The sequence below is a fragment of the Allobosea sp. OAE752 genome (assembly GCF_050433265.1).
Lineage (GTDB): Bacteria > Pseudomonadota > Alphaproteobacteria > Rhizobiales > Beijerinckiaceae > Allobosea > Allobosea spartocytisi.
Map to the genome: position 1 here is coordinate 387,697 of NZ_JBNPXO010000004.1, position 15,109 is coordinate 402,805.

General features: G+C 67.4%; 13 protein-coding genes. 5 read left to right on the forward strand and 8 right to left on the reverse strand.

Features of this window, described 5'->3' with window-relative positions; all coding sequences use genetic code 11:
- Nucleotides 1-35 precede the first annotated feature (35 nt).
- Entirely contained in the window at nucleotides 36-473 is a 438-nt protein-coding gene (locus tag GGC47_RS13535; RefSeq protein WP_038366719.1) for an Lrp/AsnC family transcriptional regulator, read from the reverse strand.
- A 127-nt stretch (nucleotides 474-600) separates the two neighbouring features.
- On the opposite strand from GGC47_RS13535, the gene GGC47_RS13540 reads away from it, so the two are divergent.
- The gene (locus GGC47_RS13540) at nucleotides 601-1,659 is read left to right on the forward strand and encodes an ornithine cyclodeaminase (protein ID WP_142022252.1); all 1,059 of its coding nucleotides are present in this window, start codon (nucleotides 601-603) and stop codon (nucleotides 1,657-1,659) included.
- Between the two features lie 3 nt (nucleotides 1,660-1,662).
- Here the strand turns inward: GGC47_RS13540 and GGC47_RS13545 are convergent, their stop codons facing one another.
- Both GGC47_RS13545 and GGC47_RS13550 read right to left on the reverse strand, forming a co-directional pair.
- A complete protein-coding gene (locus tag GGC47_RS13545; protein WP_142022251.1) occupies nucleotides 1,663-2,892 on the reverse strand; it encodes a GTP-binding protein in 1,230 nt (409 codons plus the stop codon).
- A 121-nt stretch (nucleotides 2,893-3,013) separates the two neighbouring features.
- The gene (locus GGC47_RS13550; protein ID WP_142022250.1) at nucleotides 3,014-3,901 is read right to left on the reverse strand and encodes a LysR family transcriptional regulator; all 888 of its coding nucleotides are present in this window, start codon (nucleotides 3,899-3,901) and stop codon (nucleotides 3,014-3,016) included.
- A 165-nt stretch (nucleotides 3,902-4,066) separates the two neighbouring features.
- Between GGC47_RS13550 and ahcY the strand changes: the two genes are divergently transcribed.
- The 3 genes from ahcY (at nucleotide 4,067) to tsaE (ending at nucleotide 9,892) form a co-directional block, all read left to right on the forward strand.
- Complete coding sequence (ahcY, locus tag GGC47_RS13555) at nucleotides 4,067-5,464, forward strand: adenosylhomocysteinase (RefSeq protein WP_112763858.1); 1,398 nt, start codon at nucleotides 4,067-4,069, stop codon at nucleotides 5,462-5,464.
- 487 nt (nucleotides 5,465-5,951) lie between these two features.
- On the forward strand, nucleotides 5,952-8,336 hold the full coding sequence (locus GGC47_RS13560) for a sensor histidine kinase (protein ID WP_370954876.1): 2,385 nt from the start codon (nucleotides 5,952-5,954) through the stop codon (nucleotides 8,334-8,336).
- The gene (tsaE, locus tag GGC47_RS13565; protein WP_038366734.1) at nucleotides 8,333-9,892 is read left to right on the forward strand and encodes a tRNA (adenosine(37)-N6)-threonylcarbamoyltransferase complex ATPase subunit type 1 TsaE; all 1,560 of its coding nucleotides are present in this window, start codon (nucleotides 8,333-8,335) and stop codon (nucleotides 9,890-9,892) included. The genes GGC47_RS13560 and tsaE overlap by 4 nt, the downstream gene beginning before the upstream one ends.
- A 149-nt stretch (nucleotides 9,893-10,041) precedes the next feature.
- Here the strand turns inward: tsaE and GGC47_RS13570 are convergent, their stop codons facing one another.
- The 5 genes from GGC47_RS13570 to GGC47_RS13590 form a co-directional block, all read right to left on the reverse strand.
- On the reverse strand, nucleotides 10,042-10,356 hold the full coding sequence (locus tag GGC47_RS13570) for an HPr family phosphocarrier protein (protein WP_038366736.1): 315 nt from the start codon (nucleotides 10,354-10,356) through the stop codon (nucleotides 10,042-10,044).
- A gap of 20 nt (nucleotides 10,357-10,376) precedes the next feature.
- Nucleotides 10,377-10,778 (reverse strand): PTS sugar transporter subunit IIA, encoded by a 402-nt coding sequence (locus GGC47_RS13575; RefSeq protein ID WP_038366739.1) that lies wholly within the window; start codon nucleotides 10,776-10,778, stop codon nucleotides 10,377-10,379.
- Between the two features lie 112 nt (nucleotides 10,779-10,890).
- Entirely contained in the window at nucleotides 10,891-11,328 is a 438-nt protein-coding gene (locus tag GGC47_RS13580; protein WP_185747970.1) for an HPr kinase/phosphorylase, read from the reverse strand.
- Between the two features lie 37 nt (nucleotides 11,329-11,365).
- Nucleotides 11,366-13,165 (reverse strand): stimulus-sensing domain-containing protein, encoded by a 1,800-nt coding sequence (locus GGC47_RS13585; RefSeq protein ID WP_081925583.1) that lies wholly within the window; start codon nucleotides 13,163-13,165, stop codon nucleotides 11,366-11,368.
- Between the two features lie 83 nt (nucleotides 13,166-13,248).
- Nucleotides 13,249-13,950 carry a response regulator transcription factor gene (locus GGC47_RS13590; protein ID WP_038366741.1) on the reverse strand — a complete coding sequence of 234 codons (702 nt, stop codon included), beginning with the start codon at nucleotides 13,948-13,950 and terminating at the stop codon, nucleotides 13,249-13,251.
- Between the two features lie 175 nt (nucleotides 13,951-14,125).
- Between GGC47_RS13590 and GGC47_RS13595 the strand changes: the two genes are divergently transcribed.
- The gene (locus tag GGC47_RS13595) at nucleotides 14,126-14,908 is read left to right on the forward strand and encodes a HugZ family pyridoxamine 5'-phosphate oxidase (protein ID WP_113254452.1); all 783 of its coding nucleotides are present in this window, start codon (nucleotides 14,126-14,128) and stop codon (nucleotides 14,906-14,908) included.
- The last annotated feature ends 201 nt before the right edge of the window (nucleotides 14,909-15,109 follow it).

Genomic DNA, 15,109 nt, shown 5'->3' on the forward strand with positions numbered 1-15,109 from the left:
CGCTTCGCCCGGGATGGCGGTGGAGATGAGTGTGCTCAGAGCCGCGCCTTGACGCTGCGGGGCGTCGCCAGCAGCAGGCTGGTCTCGCTGTTGGTGACGCCGGGGATCAGGCGGATGCGCCGCAGCACCTGGTCGAAGGCGATCAGGTCGGAGGTGCCGAGCTCGACCACGAGGTCCCAGTTGCCGTTGGTGGTGTGGATGCTGGAGACCTCGCTGAAGCCGGAGAGCGCGGTGATGACCGCATCGGCCGCTTGGCCGGCGATCTCGATCATGGTGATGCCGCGCACCGGCAGGTCGATCGCGTCCGAGCGCAGGATCACGGTGAAGCCGATGATCTCGCCCGACTGCTCCAGCTTCTCCAGCCGCGAGCGCACCGTCGCCCGCGTCAGGCCGAGATCGGTGGCGAGGTCCGAGATGCTGCGGCGCCCGTCATGGCGCAGCAGGGTGATGAGGCGCTGGTCGATATCATCCATTGCTCAGAATGGATAATCGACTTTATCGATTCGATCAATATTGGCGCCGATCAGGTCGATTTGGCTTCTATCACCTGCCGCTGAAAACACGGACAATGGCTCCTCCATAAGAACAGCGCGGGGACCCATGATTCAGCAGCTCAACGTCGTGCCCTTCGTCAGCGTCGACCACATGATGAAGCTGGTCCATGCGATCGGCATCGAGCGGATGCTGTCCGACATCGCGGCTTATATCGAGCAGGATTTCCGGCGCTGGGAGATCTTCGACAAGACGCCGCGCATCGCCTCGCACAGCCTCGAAGGCGTGATCGAATTGATGCCGACCAGCGACGGCAAGCTCTACGGCTTCAAATACGTCAACGGCCATCCCAAGAACATGAAGGCCGGCTTGCAGACGGTCACCGCCTTCGGCCTGCTCTCCGATGTCGCGACCGGCTATCCGGTCCTGCTTTCGGAGATGACCATCCTGACGGCATTGCGCACGGCGGCGATGTCGGCGGTGGCGGCCAGACACCTCGCGCCGAAGAACGCGGCGACCATGGCGATCATCGGCAACGGCGCGCAGTCCGAGTTCCAGGCCTTCGCCTTCCGCGCCCTGCTCGGCATCGAGAATCTGCGGCTCTACGACGTCGATCCGGCCGCAACCGAGAAATGCGCCCGCAACCTCGCGCGCCACGGTTTTCGGATCACCCGATGCACCACCGCGATGGAAGCGGTCGAGGGCGCGCAGATCGTGACCACCGTCACCGCCGACAAGCAATACGCCACGATCCTGACCGACAACATGGTCGGCGCCGGCATCCATATCAACGCGGTCGGCGGCGATTGCCCCGGCAAGACCGAGATCCACCGCGACGTGCTGCTGCGGTCCTCGATCTTCGTCGAGTATCCACCGCAGACCCGCATCGAGGGCGACATCCAGCAGCTCGATCCCGACCACCCGGTCGAGGAACTCTGGAAGGTCATCGCCGGGGCGGCTCAAGGCCGCACCGATTCCAGCCAGATCACGCTGTTCGACTCGGTCGGCTTCGCCATCGAGGATTTCTCGGCGCTGCGCTATGTCCATGAGCGCATCCGCGAGGCCGGCACCTATGTCGATCTCGACCTGATCGCGGACCCCGATGATCCGCGCGACCTCTTCGGCATGCTGATGCGGGCCGCGCCGAGTTCGGCCGCGGCGGCCTGAGGTTCAGGCCGCGTCGCGATCCCAACGCGGAAACGGGTCTTCCAGCCCGAGCAGCGCCTGCGTCAGCCCGGTCGCCGGGCTGCCGGTCAGGCAGGAATCGAGCTCGGCGCGGATCGCCGCCTCGTCCATCTCCGGCCCGCCGATGAAGACCATTTCCTGGCGCCGGTCGCCCCATGTCGGCGACCAGTGCTTGCGCATCAGCGACTGGAACTCTTCCGAGCGCGGCCAGCGCTCCCGCGGTACCGCCGCCCACCAGCGCCCCATCGCTTCGGTGCGGGTGATCCGCCCGGCCAGCGAGTATTCGCCGACCCAATGCGGCCGGCTTGCCAGCCAGAAATGTCCCTTGGCCCGGATCACGCCCGGGAGGCGCTGAGCCATGAGCTCATGCAGCTTCAGCGGATGGAACGGCCGGCGCGCCCGGTAGACGAAGGAGCGGATGCCGTATTCCTCGGTCTCCGGCACATGGTCGCGGAAGCCATAGAGCTCCTTGTGCCAGAGGGGATGGGTCTGCGCCTTCTCCTCGCTGTAGAGCTTCGTATCGAGCAGCCGGTCGAGCGGCACGCGGCCGAAATCGGCCTCGACGATGCGGGCATCGGCATTGAGCCCGCGCACCACCTGCCTGACCCTCTCCAGCTCTTCGGCTGAGACCTCGCTCGCCTTGTTGATCACCACGACATCGGCAAATTCGATCTGCTCGACCAGGAGATCGACCAGCGTGCGCTCATCGCCTTCGCCGGCCGTCTCGCCACGATCGCCGAGAAAGTCGCGGCTGTCATAGTCCTTGAGCAGGTTGAGCGCGTCGACCACCGTCGCCATCGTGTCGAGCCGGGCGACGTCGTCGAGCGAGCGGTCCTCTTCGTCGCGGAAGGAGAAGGTCGCGGCGATCGGCAGGGGCTCGGCGATACCGGTGCCCTCGATCAGCAGGTAATCGAATTTGCACTCCTCGGCGAGGCGGCGCACCTCGCTCAGCAGATCGTCGCGCAATGTGCAGCAGATGCAGCCATTGCTCATCTCGACCAGGCTCTCCTCGGTCTTGGAGAGGTTGGCGCCGCCCTCGCGCACGAGATCGGCGTCGATGTTCACCTCGCTCATGTCGTTGACGATGACGGCGACGCGCCGGCCCTCGCGGTTGTTCAGGATGTGATTCAGCAAGGTGGTCTTGCCGGCGCCAAGGAAGCCGGAAAGGACCGTGACCGGCAGGCGCCGGTCGAGGAGGAGAGAGGATGCGGCCATCGGAAGGAGCCCGGTTTGGATAAAGGATAATTTGTTACAGTATAACATTTCATCTCTGTCAACCGATGCGCCCTCCGTCGTGAGTGGCTTGTCCTTGTCCGGAGGCTCGGGGGAGGGTTGCTCAGACGGCCGGCGGCGCTTGCGCGAGGTCGAAGAAGGCTTTCGCCGCCTTGGAGAGATAGCGTTCCTTGTGGCGCAGCACGAAGAAATGCCGCTTGGGCAACGCGATGGCGACGGTGGCGAGCCGGCCGGCGGCGATGGCATTGGCCGCGACGAGCCGCGAAATCGCGGTCGCGCCGGCGCCGGCCGCGACGGCGGAGCAGATGGCTTCGTTCGAGGGCAGCTCCAGCGCGACAGTAAGATCATCCGGCGCAAGGCCGAGCCCCGGCAGGGCGGCCTCGAACATGGCGCGCGTGCCGGAGCCGGACTCGCGCAGCACCCATGGCCCTTGCCGCAAGGCCTCGGAGGCGGGTGGCTGCCCTGCCCAGGAATGTCCGGCCGGCACGACGATCACCAGCTCGTCCTCCGCCACGGCGGTCACGGCGAGCGTCGGATCGTCGATCGCGCCTTCGATGAAGCCGAGATCGGCCGCGCCGTCATGGATCGCGGCCGTGACGGTCTCGGTATTGTCGATGCCCAGGCTCACGGTGATGCCGGGATGGACGGCACGGTAGCGCTGGATCAGCGGCGGCAGCCAGTAATTCGCCACGGTCTGGCTCGCCATCAGCGAGAGCGCGCCGCGCGACAATCCGGCGAGGTCGATGAGCACGGCCTCGGCAGCGGCGGCTCGTGCCAGCACGGCGCGTGCCTCGGCGAGGAAGAGCCGCCCGGCATCGGTGAGGGCGATCCGCCGGCCGATCCGGTCGAACAGCTTGGTCGCGTAGCGCGCTTCCAGCGCGGCGATCGCCGAGCTGACCGCCGATTGCGTCAGGTTCAGGGCGCGGGCGCCTTGCGTCAGATGCTCCCGTTCGGCGACGGCGACGAAGATGCGGAGCTGTTCGAGCGTCATCAGCCGATCTTACAGCCCGATCGAAAAAACTCAGCCTCTCAGGATGGGTCGCGAGGATCGATGTCGAAAACGATCATATAAAGACATCTTTATATCTTTGATTGCCTTCCGCCGCTGGCACTGCTAGAGAGCCGCCATCATTCAGCGAGCGATTGGAGCTTCCCCGTGTCGCAGGACTACATCGTCAAGGACATCTCGCTTGCGGATTACGGCCGCAAGGAAATCAACATGGCCCAGGACGAGATGCCGGGCCTGATGGCGATCCGCGCCGAGCACAAGGGCAAGGCCCCGCTCAAGGGCGCGCGCATCGCCGGCTGCCTGCACATGACCATCCAGACCGCCGTGCTGATCGAGACGCTGAAGGAACTCGGCGCCGATGTGCGCTGGTCGTCCTGCAACATCTTCTCGACCCAGGACCACGCCGCCGCCGCGATCGCCGCGACCGGCACCCCCGTCTTCGCCATCAAGGGCGAGACGCTGGAAGAGTATTGGGAGTACGTGCTGAAGACCGCCACCTGGGGCGACGGCGGCACGCCGAACATGATCCTCGACGATGGCGGCGACCTGACCATGCTGATCATCCTCGGCGCCGAGGCCGAGGCCGGCAAGGCCGAGTTCCTCGACAAGCCCGGCAATGAGGAAGAGACGATCTTCTTCGCGCTGATCAAGCGCCAGCTCAAGGCCAATCCGGGCTGGTTCACCAAGACCCGCGCCGCGATCAAGGGCGTCTCCGAGGAGACCACCACCGGCGTGCACCGCCTCTACGAACTGGCCAAGGCCAATCGCCTGCCGTTCCCGGCGATCAACGTCAACGACAGCGTCACCAAGTCGAAATTCGACAACCTCTATGGCTGCCGCGAGTCGCTGGTCGACGCCATCCGCCGCGGCACCGACGTGATGATGTCGGGCAAGGTCGCGGTCGTCGCCGGCTATGGCGACGTCGGCAAGGGCTCGGCCGCCTCGCTGCGCCAGGCCGGCTGCCGCGTGCTCGTCACCGAGATCGACCCGATCTGCGCCCTGCAGGCGGCGATGGAAGGCTATGAGGTCGTGACGATGGAAGACGCTGCCCCACGCGGCGACATCTTCTGCACGGCGACCGGCAATCTCGACGTCATCACCGTCGACCACATGCGCGCGATGAAGCACCGCGCCATCGTCTGCAATATCGGCCATTTCGACTCGGAGATTCAGGTCGCCGGCCTGAAGAACTTCAAGTGGGACAACGTCAAGCCGCAGGTCGACGAGATCGAGTTCCCCGACGGCAAGCGCATCATCCTGCTTTCGGAAGGCCGCCTGGTGAACCTCGGCAACGCCACGGGCCACCCGTCCTTCGTGATGTCCTGCTCGTTCTCGAACCAGACGCTCGCCCAGATCGAGCTCTGGAACCACCACGCCAACTACCAGAACAACGTCTACACCCTGCCGAAGCATCTCGACGAGAAGGTCGCGGCGCTCCATCTCGCCAAGGTCGGCGCCAAGCTCACCAAGCTCAATGACGCCCAGGCGAAGTACATCGGCGTGCCGCAGGCCGGGCCGTTCAAGCCCGAGCTCTACCGCTACTGACAGCCGCGCAGCGGCAAGAACGACGAGGCCCGGCGCAAGCCGGGCCTTTTTTCGGTCTGACGATGCCTTCGGAATAAAACAAGAACACAACTAATAGTGGTTTCGAAGCATAGAATATCTAGACCTTGATGCGGGTGCGCCTCCTTCGAGTCCGCCTCGAAAAACTCTCCGTTTACCTGCGATTAAGCACTTCCTGACGGAGTCAGGCGACGATTACAGTGGGGCTGATTCGGGGTGCTGCGACGGCGCGGCTCCCGGTTCAAGCTCTATAGTGATTGGCGTGGTGGCGCGCGTGGATCGGCCGCCGGGGAGGGTGTAACGCCCGGCTCCGCGATACCGATTCCGACGAGACCGGCGATGTTGGCGGCCGCCCGGCCGCCCAAGAGGCGACAGACGCGGAATGAGACGTGCGAGGCGACAGGGACGAGGTGGCGGCTGGCGTCCAGGCGGGCTTCTGCCCGCATTGGCCCTGCTTCCCGTGCCTGCCATGGCCCAGAGCGACCTGCTGTCGCCGGCCAAGCTCGATACGGTGAGCACCGGCGCGCTCTCCATCATCCTGGCGGGTCTTGCCGTCTTCGCCACGACGACATCCCTCGTCTATGTCCGCGAGCGCACGCGCTGGCAGCGGCGCGAGGCCAAGCTCGCGAGCGAGCTGGAGGCGGCGCGCGGCCATCAGGAGCGGCTTTCCATCCTGCTCGCCGCCGATCCGCAGGTGGTCGCGAGCTGGAACGGGCGCGACGCACAGCCGGTCTTCGAGGGCGATAGCGGCTTCCTCGGCGCACCCGGGGCGGCGCTGGCGCTGGCCTATGGCAGTTGGGCGACGCCGACCGACGCCAAGCGGCTGGAACTGGCCACCGACGCGCTGAAGGAGCGCGGCGAGGCCTTCAGCTTCACGATCCGCAGCAAGGCCGGGCCTTTCGTCGATATCGAGGGCCGGCCCGTCGCCGGGCGCGCCGTCATCCGCTTCCGCGAGGTCACCGGCGAGCGGGCACAGGTGATGACGCTGCGCAGCGAGCTGGAGCGGGTCACGGGAGACCATGCGGCGCTGTCGAGCCTGCTCGCCGGGCTGCCTCACCCCGCCTGGATGCGCGATGCCGACGGGCGTCTGCTCTGGGTCAACGCCGCCTATGCGGGCGCGGTCGAGGCCGGCGATGCAGCGACAGCCGCCAAGAGCGGGATGGAGCTGCTCGATCGCAACGAGCGCGAGGCGGCGGCGCGTGCGCGCCGCGAGGGCAACCCCTTCGCGATCCGCACCCCGGCCATCGTCGCCGGCCAGCGCCGGACGCTCGACGTCGTCGAATTGCCGACTGCGACCGGCTTCGCCGGCCTGGCCACGGATATGAGCGAGCTGGAAGCGGTGCGCAACGATCTGCAGCGCCAGATGGACGCCCATGTCCGCACGCTCGACCGGCTGAAGACGGCGGTGGCGGCCTTCGACGGCACGCAGCGGCTGCTCTATCGCAATGCCGGCTTCGACGCGCTCTGGTCGCTCGATCCGGCCTTCCTCGACGGCCAGCCGACCGATGGCGAGATCCTCGACCGCCTGCGCGCCGAGCGCCGCTTGCCCGAACTCGGCGACTACCGGAGCTGGAAAACGGGCGTTCACGCCGCCTATACCGCCACGCGCGCGAACGAGGATTGGTGGTACCTGCCCGATGGGCGCACCATACACGTCGTCTCCAGCCCCAACCCGCAAGGTGGCGTCACCTATCTCTATGACGACGTCACCGAACGCTTCACGCTGGAATCGCGCTTCAACGCGCTGACCCGCACCCAGCGCGAGACGCTGGATTCGCTGCGCGAGGGCGTCGCCGTGTTCGGTTCCGACGGGCGCCTCAAGCTCTCGAACCCCGCCTTCGCCCAATCCTGGCGCATCGACGCCGACCTGCTCGCCAGCGGCCCGCATATCGACGAGGTGGTCGGGCTCTGCCGGCCGCTCTTCCCGCAGGACGAGGTCTGGCGCGAATTGCTCAGCACCGTCACCGGCGTGCGCGATGCGCGCGAGGATTATCGCTGCCGGATCGAGCGCCGCGACGGCACCGTGCTCGATATGGCGGCCGCGCCGCTGCCCGACGGCGCGACGCTGATCTCCTTCGCCGACGTCACCGCCAGCGTGAATGTCGAGCGGGCGCTGACCGAGAAGAACGACGCGCTGGAGAAGGTCTCGCGGCTGCGCGAGGACTTCGTCCACCACGTCTCCTACGAACTGCGTTCGCCGCTGACCAACATCATCGGCTTCGCCCAGCTCCTTGGCACCGAGACCGTCGGCGCGCTCAACGAGAAGCAGCGCGACTACACCTCCCATATCGTGCGCTCCTCGGGCGCGCTGCTCGCCATCATCAACGACATCCTCGACCTCGCCACCATCGACAACGGTGCGCTGACGCTCGACATGCAGGATGTCGACGTCGCCGACACCATCGCGCAGGCGGCGGCCGGGCTTCAGGACCGGCTGACCGACAGCAAATTGTCGCTCAAGGTCGAGATCGATCCGCGCACCGGGCCGCTGCGGGCGGATGGCAAGCGCCTGCGGCAGGTGCTGTTCAACTTGCTCTCCAACGCGATCGGCTTCTCCTCGCCCGGCCAGACCATCGGCGTCAGGGCGACACGGCAGGGCGGCGACATCCGCCTCACCGTCACCGATCAGGGCCGCGGCATCCCTGCCGAGGTCAAGGAGAAGGTGTTCGAGCGCTTCGAAAGCCATTCTCTCGGCTCGACCCATCGCGGCGTCGGCCTGGGGCTCTCGATCGTGCGCTCGATCGTCGAGCTCCATGGCGGCCATGTCGAACTCGACTCCACGCCGGGGCAGGGCACGCGCGTCACCGCGATCTTCCCGGCTCAGGGCCTGCCGCTCTCGGACGCTGCCGAATGACCGAGGAAGCCCGCGCGGCCGGCACGCACCGGCTCCTGCTGGCGAATGAGGCGGCGACGATACGCCTCGCCGCCGACATCGCCGCCATCGTCAAGCCCGGCGACATCGTCGCGCTCTCCGGCCATCTCGGCTCGGGCAAGTCGCTGATGGCGCGCGCCATCCTGCGCGAGCTCGCCGGCGACCCCGCGCTGGAGGCGCCGAGCCCGACCTTCACCCTCGTGCAGAGCTACGAGACGCCGCGCGGCCCGGTCCTGCATGCCGATCTCTATCGCGTGCGCTCGCCGGACGAGCTCGACGATCTCGGCCTGGTCGAGGATGTCGACCAGGCGGTGATGCTGGTCGAATGGCCCGACCGGGCGGGCGGGCGCCTGCCGGCCGGGCGGCGCCTCGACATCCTGCTCGACATCGATCCCGACAATCCGGAAACCGGCCGCATCGCCGACCTCTCCGGCGGCGTGCTCTGGAAGCAGCGCCTCGCCATCGCGGTCGCGGCGCGCAAGCTCATCGACGGCGCCGGCTGGGGCGAGGCACGGCGCGACTTCATGCTCGGCGACGCCTCGACGCGCGCCTATGAGCGCCTGACACGGCCGGGCGGCGAGACCGCCGTGCTGATGATCTCGCCGCCGCGCCCGGACGGGCCGCCGATCCGCATGGGCAAGCCCTACAGCGCGATCGCGCATCTGGCCGAGACCATTGACGCCTTCGTCGCGATGGATCGCGGCCTGCGCTCGCTCGGCTATTCCGCCCCCGAGATCCTGGCCGAGGATCTGGCCGGTGGGCTCCTGCTGATCGAGGATCTCGGCGCGGAGGGTGTGCTCGACGCGGAAGGCCGGCCGATCCCCGAGCGCTACGAGGCCACGGCCCGGCTGCTCGCCGACCTGCACCGCCACACCCTGCCGACGATCCTGCCGGTGGCCGAGGGCCACGACCACATCATCCCCGAATACGACCGGCAGGCGCTGGCGATCGAGACCGAGCTGATCCTCGAATGGTATGCTCCGCATATCGCCGGGGTGACGCTGCCGGCCGTGACGCAGGCTGAGTTCGGCCGCATCTGGAACAAGCTCTTCGACGAGATCCTCGCCGCACCCGCGACCTGGACGCTGCGCGACGTCCATTCCCCCAACCTGATCTGGCTGGACAAGCGCGAGGGGCTGGCGAAGCTCGGCCTGATCGATTTCCAGGACGCGGTGCTGGGCCATCCCGCCTATGATCTCGCCGCGCTCGGGCAGGATGCGCGCGTCGACGTGCCGGCTGCGCTCGAACTCAGGCTGCTCGCGGCCTATGGCTCGGCCCGCCGGGCGGACGTGCCCGATTTCGACCTCGCCGGCTTCGCCCGCGCCTATGCGATCCTCGGCGCGCAGCGCAACACCAAGATCGCCGGCATCTTCGCCCGCCTCGACAAGCGCGACGGCAAGCCGGGCTATCTCAAGCACCTGCCGCGGATCGAGGCCTATCTGCGCCGCAATCTCGAGCACCCGGCCCTCGAGGAGCTCAAGGGCTGGTACCAGGCGCATATGCCGAGGCTGTTCGAGGAGCCGGGCGAAGCTGTCTGAAGGTCGGGGTCCGGTCCCCGTGACAGGGCGTCATTCTCGGGCTTGACCCGAGAATCTCTGGAAACCGGGCAGGGAGCCTTCTGCGGCAGGAGATGCTCGGGTCGAGCCCGAGCATGGCGGCGCGAACCGGGCAGAGCCCGTTCAGCGCCTCACTCGCCCTCGCCGAAGCGGTCGGCGATCAGCTCGCTCAGCGCCTGCAGCGCCTCGCCTGCCTCCGGTCCCTGGGCGACGATGGTGATGGTTGAGCCGATGCCGGCGCCGAGCGTCAGCACGCCCATGATCGAGGTCGCGCCGACCGTCTCGCCGCAACGGCTCACCGTAATGTCGGCCTCGAAGCGGGCGGCGCATTGCACGAATTTCGCCGTGGCGCGGGCGTGCAACCCCTTCTTGTTGATGATCTGGAATTCGCCGTAGCGGGCGCCGGCGGGAATCTCGGTCTCGGGGCAGTCGCAGTCTTCTTCCATTCCGCCCTTCCTGCTCGCCCTTATTTGCCGGCAAGAACCCGGCTGGCGACGGTGATGTATTTGCGGCCCGCATCCTGCGCGCTCGTCACCGCTTCGTCGAGGCTCTTCTCCTCGCGCACGCTGGCGAGCTTGATCAGCATCGGCAGGTTGACGCCGGCGACAACATCGACGCGACCCGGCTCCATCACCGAAATGGCGAGGTTGGAAGGCGTGCCTCCGAACATATCGGTGAGGATGACGACGCCGCGACCGCCCTCGACCTGCTCGACGGCGGCGATGATGTCGCGGCGGCGACTTTCCATGTCGTCATCGGGGGCGATGGCGATGGTCGCCAGGTTCGCCTGGGGGCCGACGACATGTTCGAGGGCCGCGCGGAACTCCGTCGCCAGATGCCCATGAGTCACGAGGACCAGTCCGATCATTCAATCCAGCACCGGAGAGCGCCCATCGGCGCCCGGACAAGGTGGCGGTTTATGCGGCAGGTGCGAGACAATCGCAAGGGACTCGCCGCCGAAAACGCCGAAATCATGGCCTTCACGCCTGGCCTGTGAACAAGTCGAGCGCGGTGAGCACCAGCCGCTCGTCGCCGACACGTCCCGCCACGCGCAACCGCGGCAGGTCGATCCCGCACAGGTTGTCCACCAGCTCTTCCGGTTCCGGCATGCGCGCCGGCTCCTCGCCGATCAGATCGACGAGCAGCCTGACGACGACGGCCGGCGTTGCCGGCTCCGGCGTCAGGCCGAGGCCGCGGCGCTCGACGATGCCTTCCAGCGGCGCGACCGCCCGGGCCACCAGCCGGTCGCCTCTTGCCGTCAGGGCGGTGCGATCATCGGCCACGAGCCGGCCGAAGCGGCCGGCCTGGCCGGCCAGCGCGATCAGCGCGAGCGCCAGCGTCGACTTGCCGCTGCCGGCAGGGCCGCGCAGCAGGATGCCGGCCTCGCCGACGGCGACGGTGGTCGCATGGACGCGCATCTCGCCGGCCCGGTGGGGGGGCGGCTTCCCCGCCGGATCAGGAAGCATGCTGATAGGCGGCCGGCAGCCGGACGATGAAGCGGGCGCCGAGCCGCGGCGTCTCACCGCCCGGCTCCGCCGGTCCGAGCCGGTTCTCGGCCCGGATCGAGCCGCGATGCGCCTCGACGATCTGGCGCGAAATCGACAGGCCCAGCCCCGAATTCTGGCCGAAGCCCTCATTCGGACGGTCGGTGTAGAAGCGCTCGAAGATGCGCTCCAGCGCATGCGGCTCGATGCCCGGCCCTTCGTCCTCGACGGTGACGAGCACGTCGTTGGCGACACGCGAGAGCATGACGCGCACCGTGCCCTCCGACGGCGAGAAGGAGCGGGCGTTGTCGATGAGATTGACCATGACCTGCCCGATCCGCGAATCGTGCCCCATGACGAGGAAGGCGTCGGCGCCGGGGCGCTGGCTGCGCCGCTCGGCCGAGAGCTCGATCTTCGCCTGCCCCTCGCGCCGCGTCTCGTTCTGGATCGTCACGACCGCTTCCAGCACCTGCGCGACATCGACCGGAGCGGAGTCGTTGCGGGCGAGTTCGGCATCAAGGCGAGAGGCGTCGGAAATATCGGAGATCAGCCGGTCGAGACGGCGCACGTCGTGCTGGATGACCGAGAGCAGCCGCCCGCGCGAATCCTCCGTCTTGGCCCGTGGCAGCGTCTCGACGGCGCTGCGCAGCGAGGTCAGCGGATTCTTGAGCTCATGGGCGACATCGGCGGCGAAGCTCTCGATCGCCTCGATGCGGCTGTAGAGCGCCTTGGTCATGTCGCGCAGCGAGCCGGACAAATGGCCGATCTCGTCATGGCGGCTGCCGAAATCAGGGATCTGCTCGCGCGACTTGACGCCGCGCCGCACGCGCTGGGCTGCGTCGGCGAGCTTGCGGATCGGCTCGGCGATGGTGCCGGCGAGCAGGACCGAGAGCACGATCATTACGCCCGCCGCCACGGCGAAGACCTGGAAGATGGCGAAGCGCTCGGCGGCGATCACCGCGTCGATGTCGCCTCCTTGCGTCGAGAGCAGCAGCGCGCCCTTCACCGCCCGGAAGCGCTGCACCGGCACCGCGACCGAGACGATGGTCTGGCCGCGCGTGTTGACGCGCACGACGCTCGCCGGCGCCCCGTTCAGGGCGCGCGCGACCTCCGGATAGGACTTGCCGTTGGCATTCTCGAAATCGTCATAGGTCGGCACGTCGGCCCGGCCGAGCCGGTTGCGCAGCATGTTCCAGGTGCGTTCCAGCAGCGGCGGCTCGTCGGGCTCGCCGACGCGCGGCAGGTCGAGGCGCAGCACGTCGCCGCGCGAATAGAGGCCGCGCGAGTCGATGGTGAGGAAGCCCTCCTTGTCGTAGACCCGCGCCCGCGTCTTCGTCGGCGTCACCAGGCGGCGCAGGAGGGGCGCGACCTTCTCGGGATTGATCGAGAAGTCGAGCGGATCATCGGCGATGCCGGCGCTTTCGCCGGCCTGGAGCTGCAGCAGCTTGTCCGGATCGATGGTGATCGTATCGGTCTCGACCGTGGCCGAGGCCGCGATCGCTCCGGCGATGATCTCGCCCTGCGTCAGCAGGCTCTGCACGCGCGCCTCGATCAGGCCTTCGCGGAACTGGTTGAGATAGAGGAAGCCGAGCAGCAGCGCGAAGAGGCCGCCGAGATTCAGCACCACGATGCGCCGCGTCAGGCTGGACGCCGCGCGCGACGAGACCGCACGCGCCATGCGGCGCCAGATCAGGCCGAGACGGCGCCGCAGAGCCGCGCTCCAGCGGCTTCCCGCCGATGACGCAGGTGCTTCGTTGTCGACCGTTGCCATGCCTTGGGTCTGTACTCGCTCCAGCCGCGCCCCAGCCCGATCCGGCACGCGGGATCCCAGCATCGATATCCGGCAGACCTGCCTCAGGTTTCCTTGAAGCGATAGCCCACGCCGTAGAGCGTCTCGATCATGTCGAACTCGGGATCGACCTGATTGAACTTCTTGCGCAGCCGCTTGATGTGGCTGTCGATGGTGCGGTCATCGACATACACCTCATCGTCATAGGCCGCATCCATCAGGGCGTTGCGGCTTTTGACCACACCGGGACGCTGCGCCAGCGACTGCAGGATCAGGAATTCCGTGACGGTCAGCGTCACCGGCTCGCCCTTCCAGGTGCAGGTATGGCGCTCGGGATCCATGCGCAGCAGGCCGCGCTCCAGCGCCTTGGCATCCTCGGAACGGGGAACGGCGGTGGGGTCCTTGGCGCCGGCGCGGCGCAGGATCGCCTTGACGCGCTCGACCAGGAGGCGCTGCGAGAACGGCTTCCGGATGAAATCGTCGGCGCCCATCTTGAGCCCGAAGAGCTCGTCGATCTCCTCGTCCTTCGAGGTCAGGAAGATGACGGGCAGGTCGGATTTCTGGCGCAGCCGGCGCAGCAGTTCCATGCCGTCCATGCGCGGCATCTTGATGTCGAAGATCGCGAGGTCCGGCGGGTTCTGCTTCAGCCCGTCGAGGGCCGAGGCACCGTCGGTATAGGTCATGATGCGGTAGCCCTCGGCCTCGAGCGCGATGGATACCGACGTCAGGATGTTGCGGTCGTCATCGACCAGCGCAATCGTTGGCATAAGGGTTTCATCTCTTGCTCTTGTTGCAATAAAGGGGTCCACTCCCCTGCGAGAGCGGCCAAAGCATGGCAGCAATCTAGCGCCTCGGAGGCGGATTCGCTATGGCGCAACGCTCGAACGCCCCAAGCGTTCATGTTTTTGCAGAAGAAATCGGACCGGCAGGAAGCAAACGGAGATGACCGAGGCCGTCGCCCCCTCCGCCATCACGCCGCGCGGCCTCGAACTCGGCGGCTCCGCGCCGGATGATTTCGACGCCGTCGCCATGGCTCGCGCGACATTGCGCAAGGCGCGGATCGCGGCGCTGGCGACGCTCGACCCGATGAGCGGCTTCCCGCTCGCGACGCTGACGAACATCGCCACCGATGTCGATGGTTCGCCGCTGTTCCTCGCCTCGAAGCTTTCGCTCCACACCCGCAACATCGAGGCCGATCCGCGCGTTTCCGTTCTCGTCTCGTCGCTGGGCAGGGGGGATCCGCTCGCCAATTCCGCCCGGCTCAGCGTCGTCGGGCGAGCCGAGCGCTGCACCGACGAGAACGCCAGGCGCCGCTTCCTCGCGCGCCACCCCAAGGCGAAGCTCTATGCCGACTTCCCGGATTTCTCGCTGTTCCGCCTCTCCGTCCAGGGGTTCCACCCCAATGGCGGCTTCGCCCGTGCCGGCGAGATCGCGGTCGGCACGGTGCTGCTCGACCTTGCCGGCTGCGAGGCGCTGATCGCGGCCGAGGACGACGCGATCGCCCATATGAACGAAGACCATGCCGAGGCGCTGAGCCTCTATGCGACGAAGCTTCTGGGCCTCCCCGAGGGACGCTGGAAGGCGACCGGCCTCGACCCGGAAGGGCTCGATCTCATCTGCGGCGACGAGAACGGGCGGCTCGTCTTTCCCTCGCGCGTCACCGAGCCGGCCGGGCTGCGGCATGTCCTCGTCGCGCTCGCGCAGGAGGCACGGGCGCGCGGATGATCGGGGCGCGGGGATATTCACCATCCTCGCTCACCATCCCCCGCGAATTCAAACGATTTAGCCGAAGTTGCGAAGTTTTTTGCGATTTCCGTGACTTGAGCGCCGTGCCGCCGAGGCTTAAAGACCGGACACGGCCGCAAGGTCTCCGCCCGGCGCTGGATCTTCTTCAAGGTCCGAGCGTACGCGTTCGACAACAGGCTG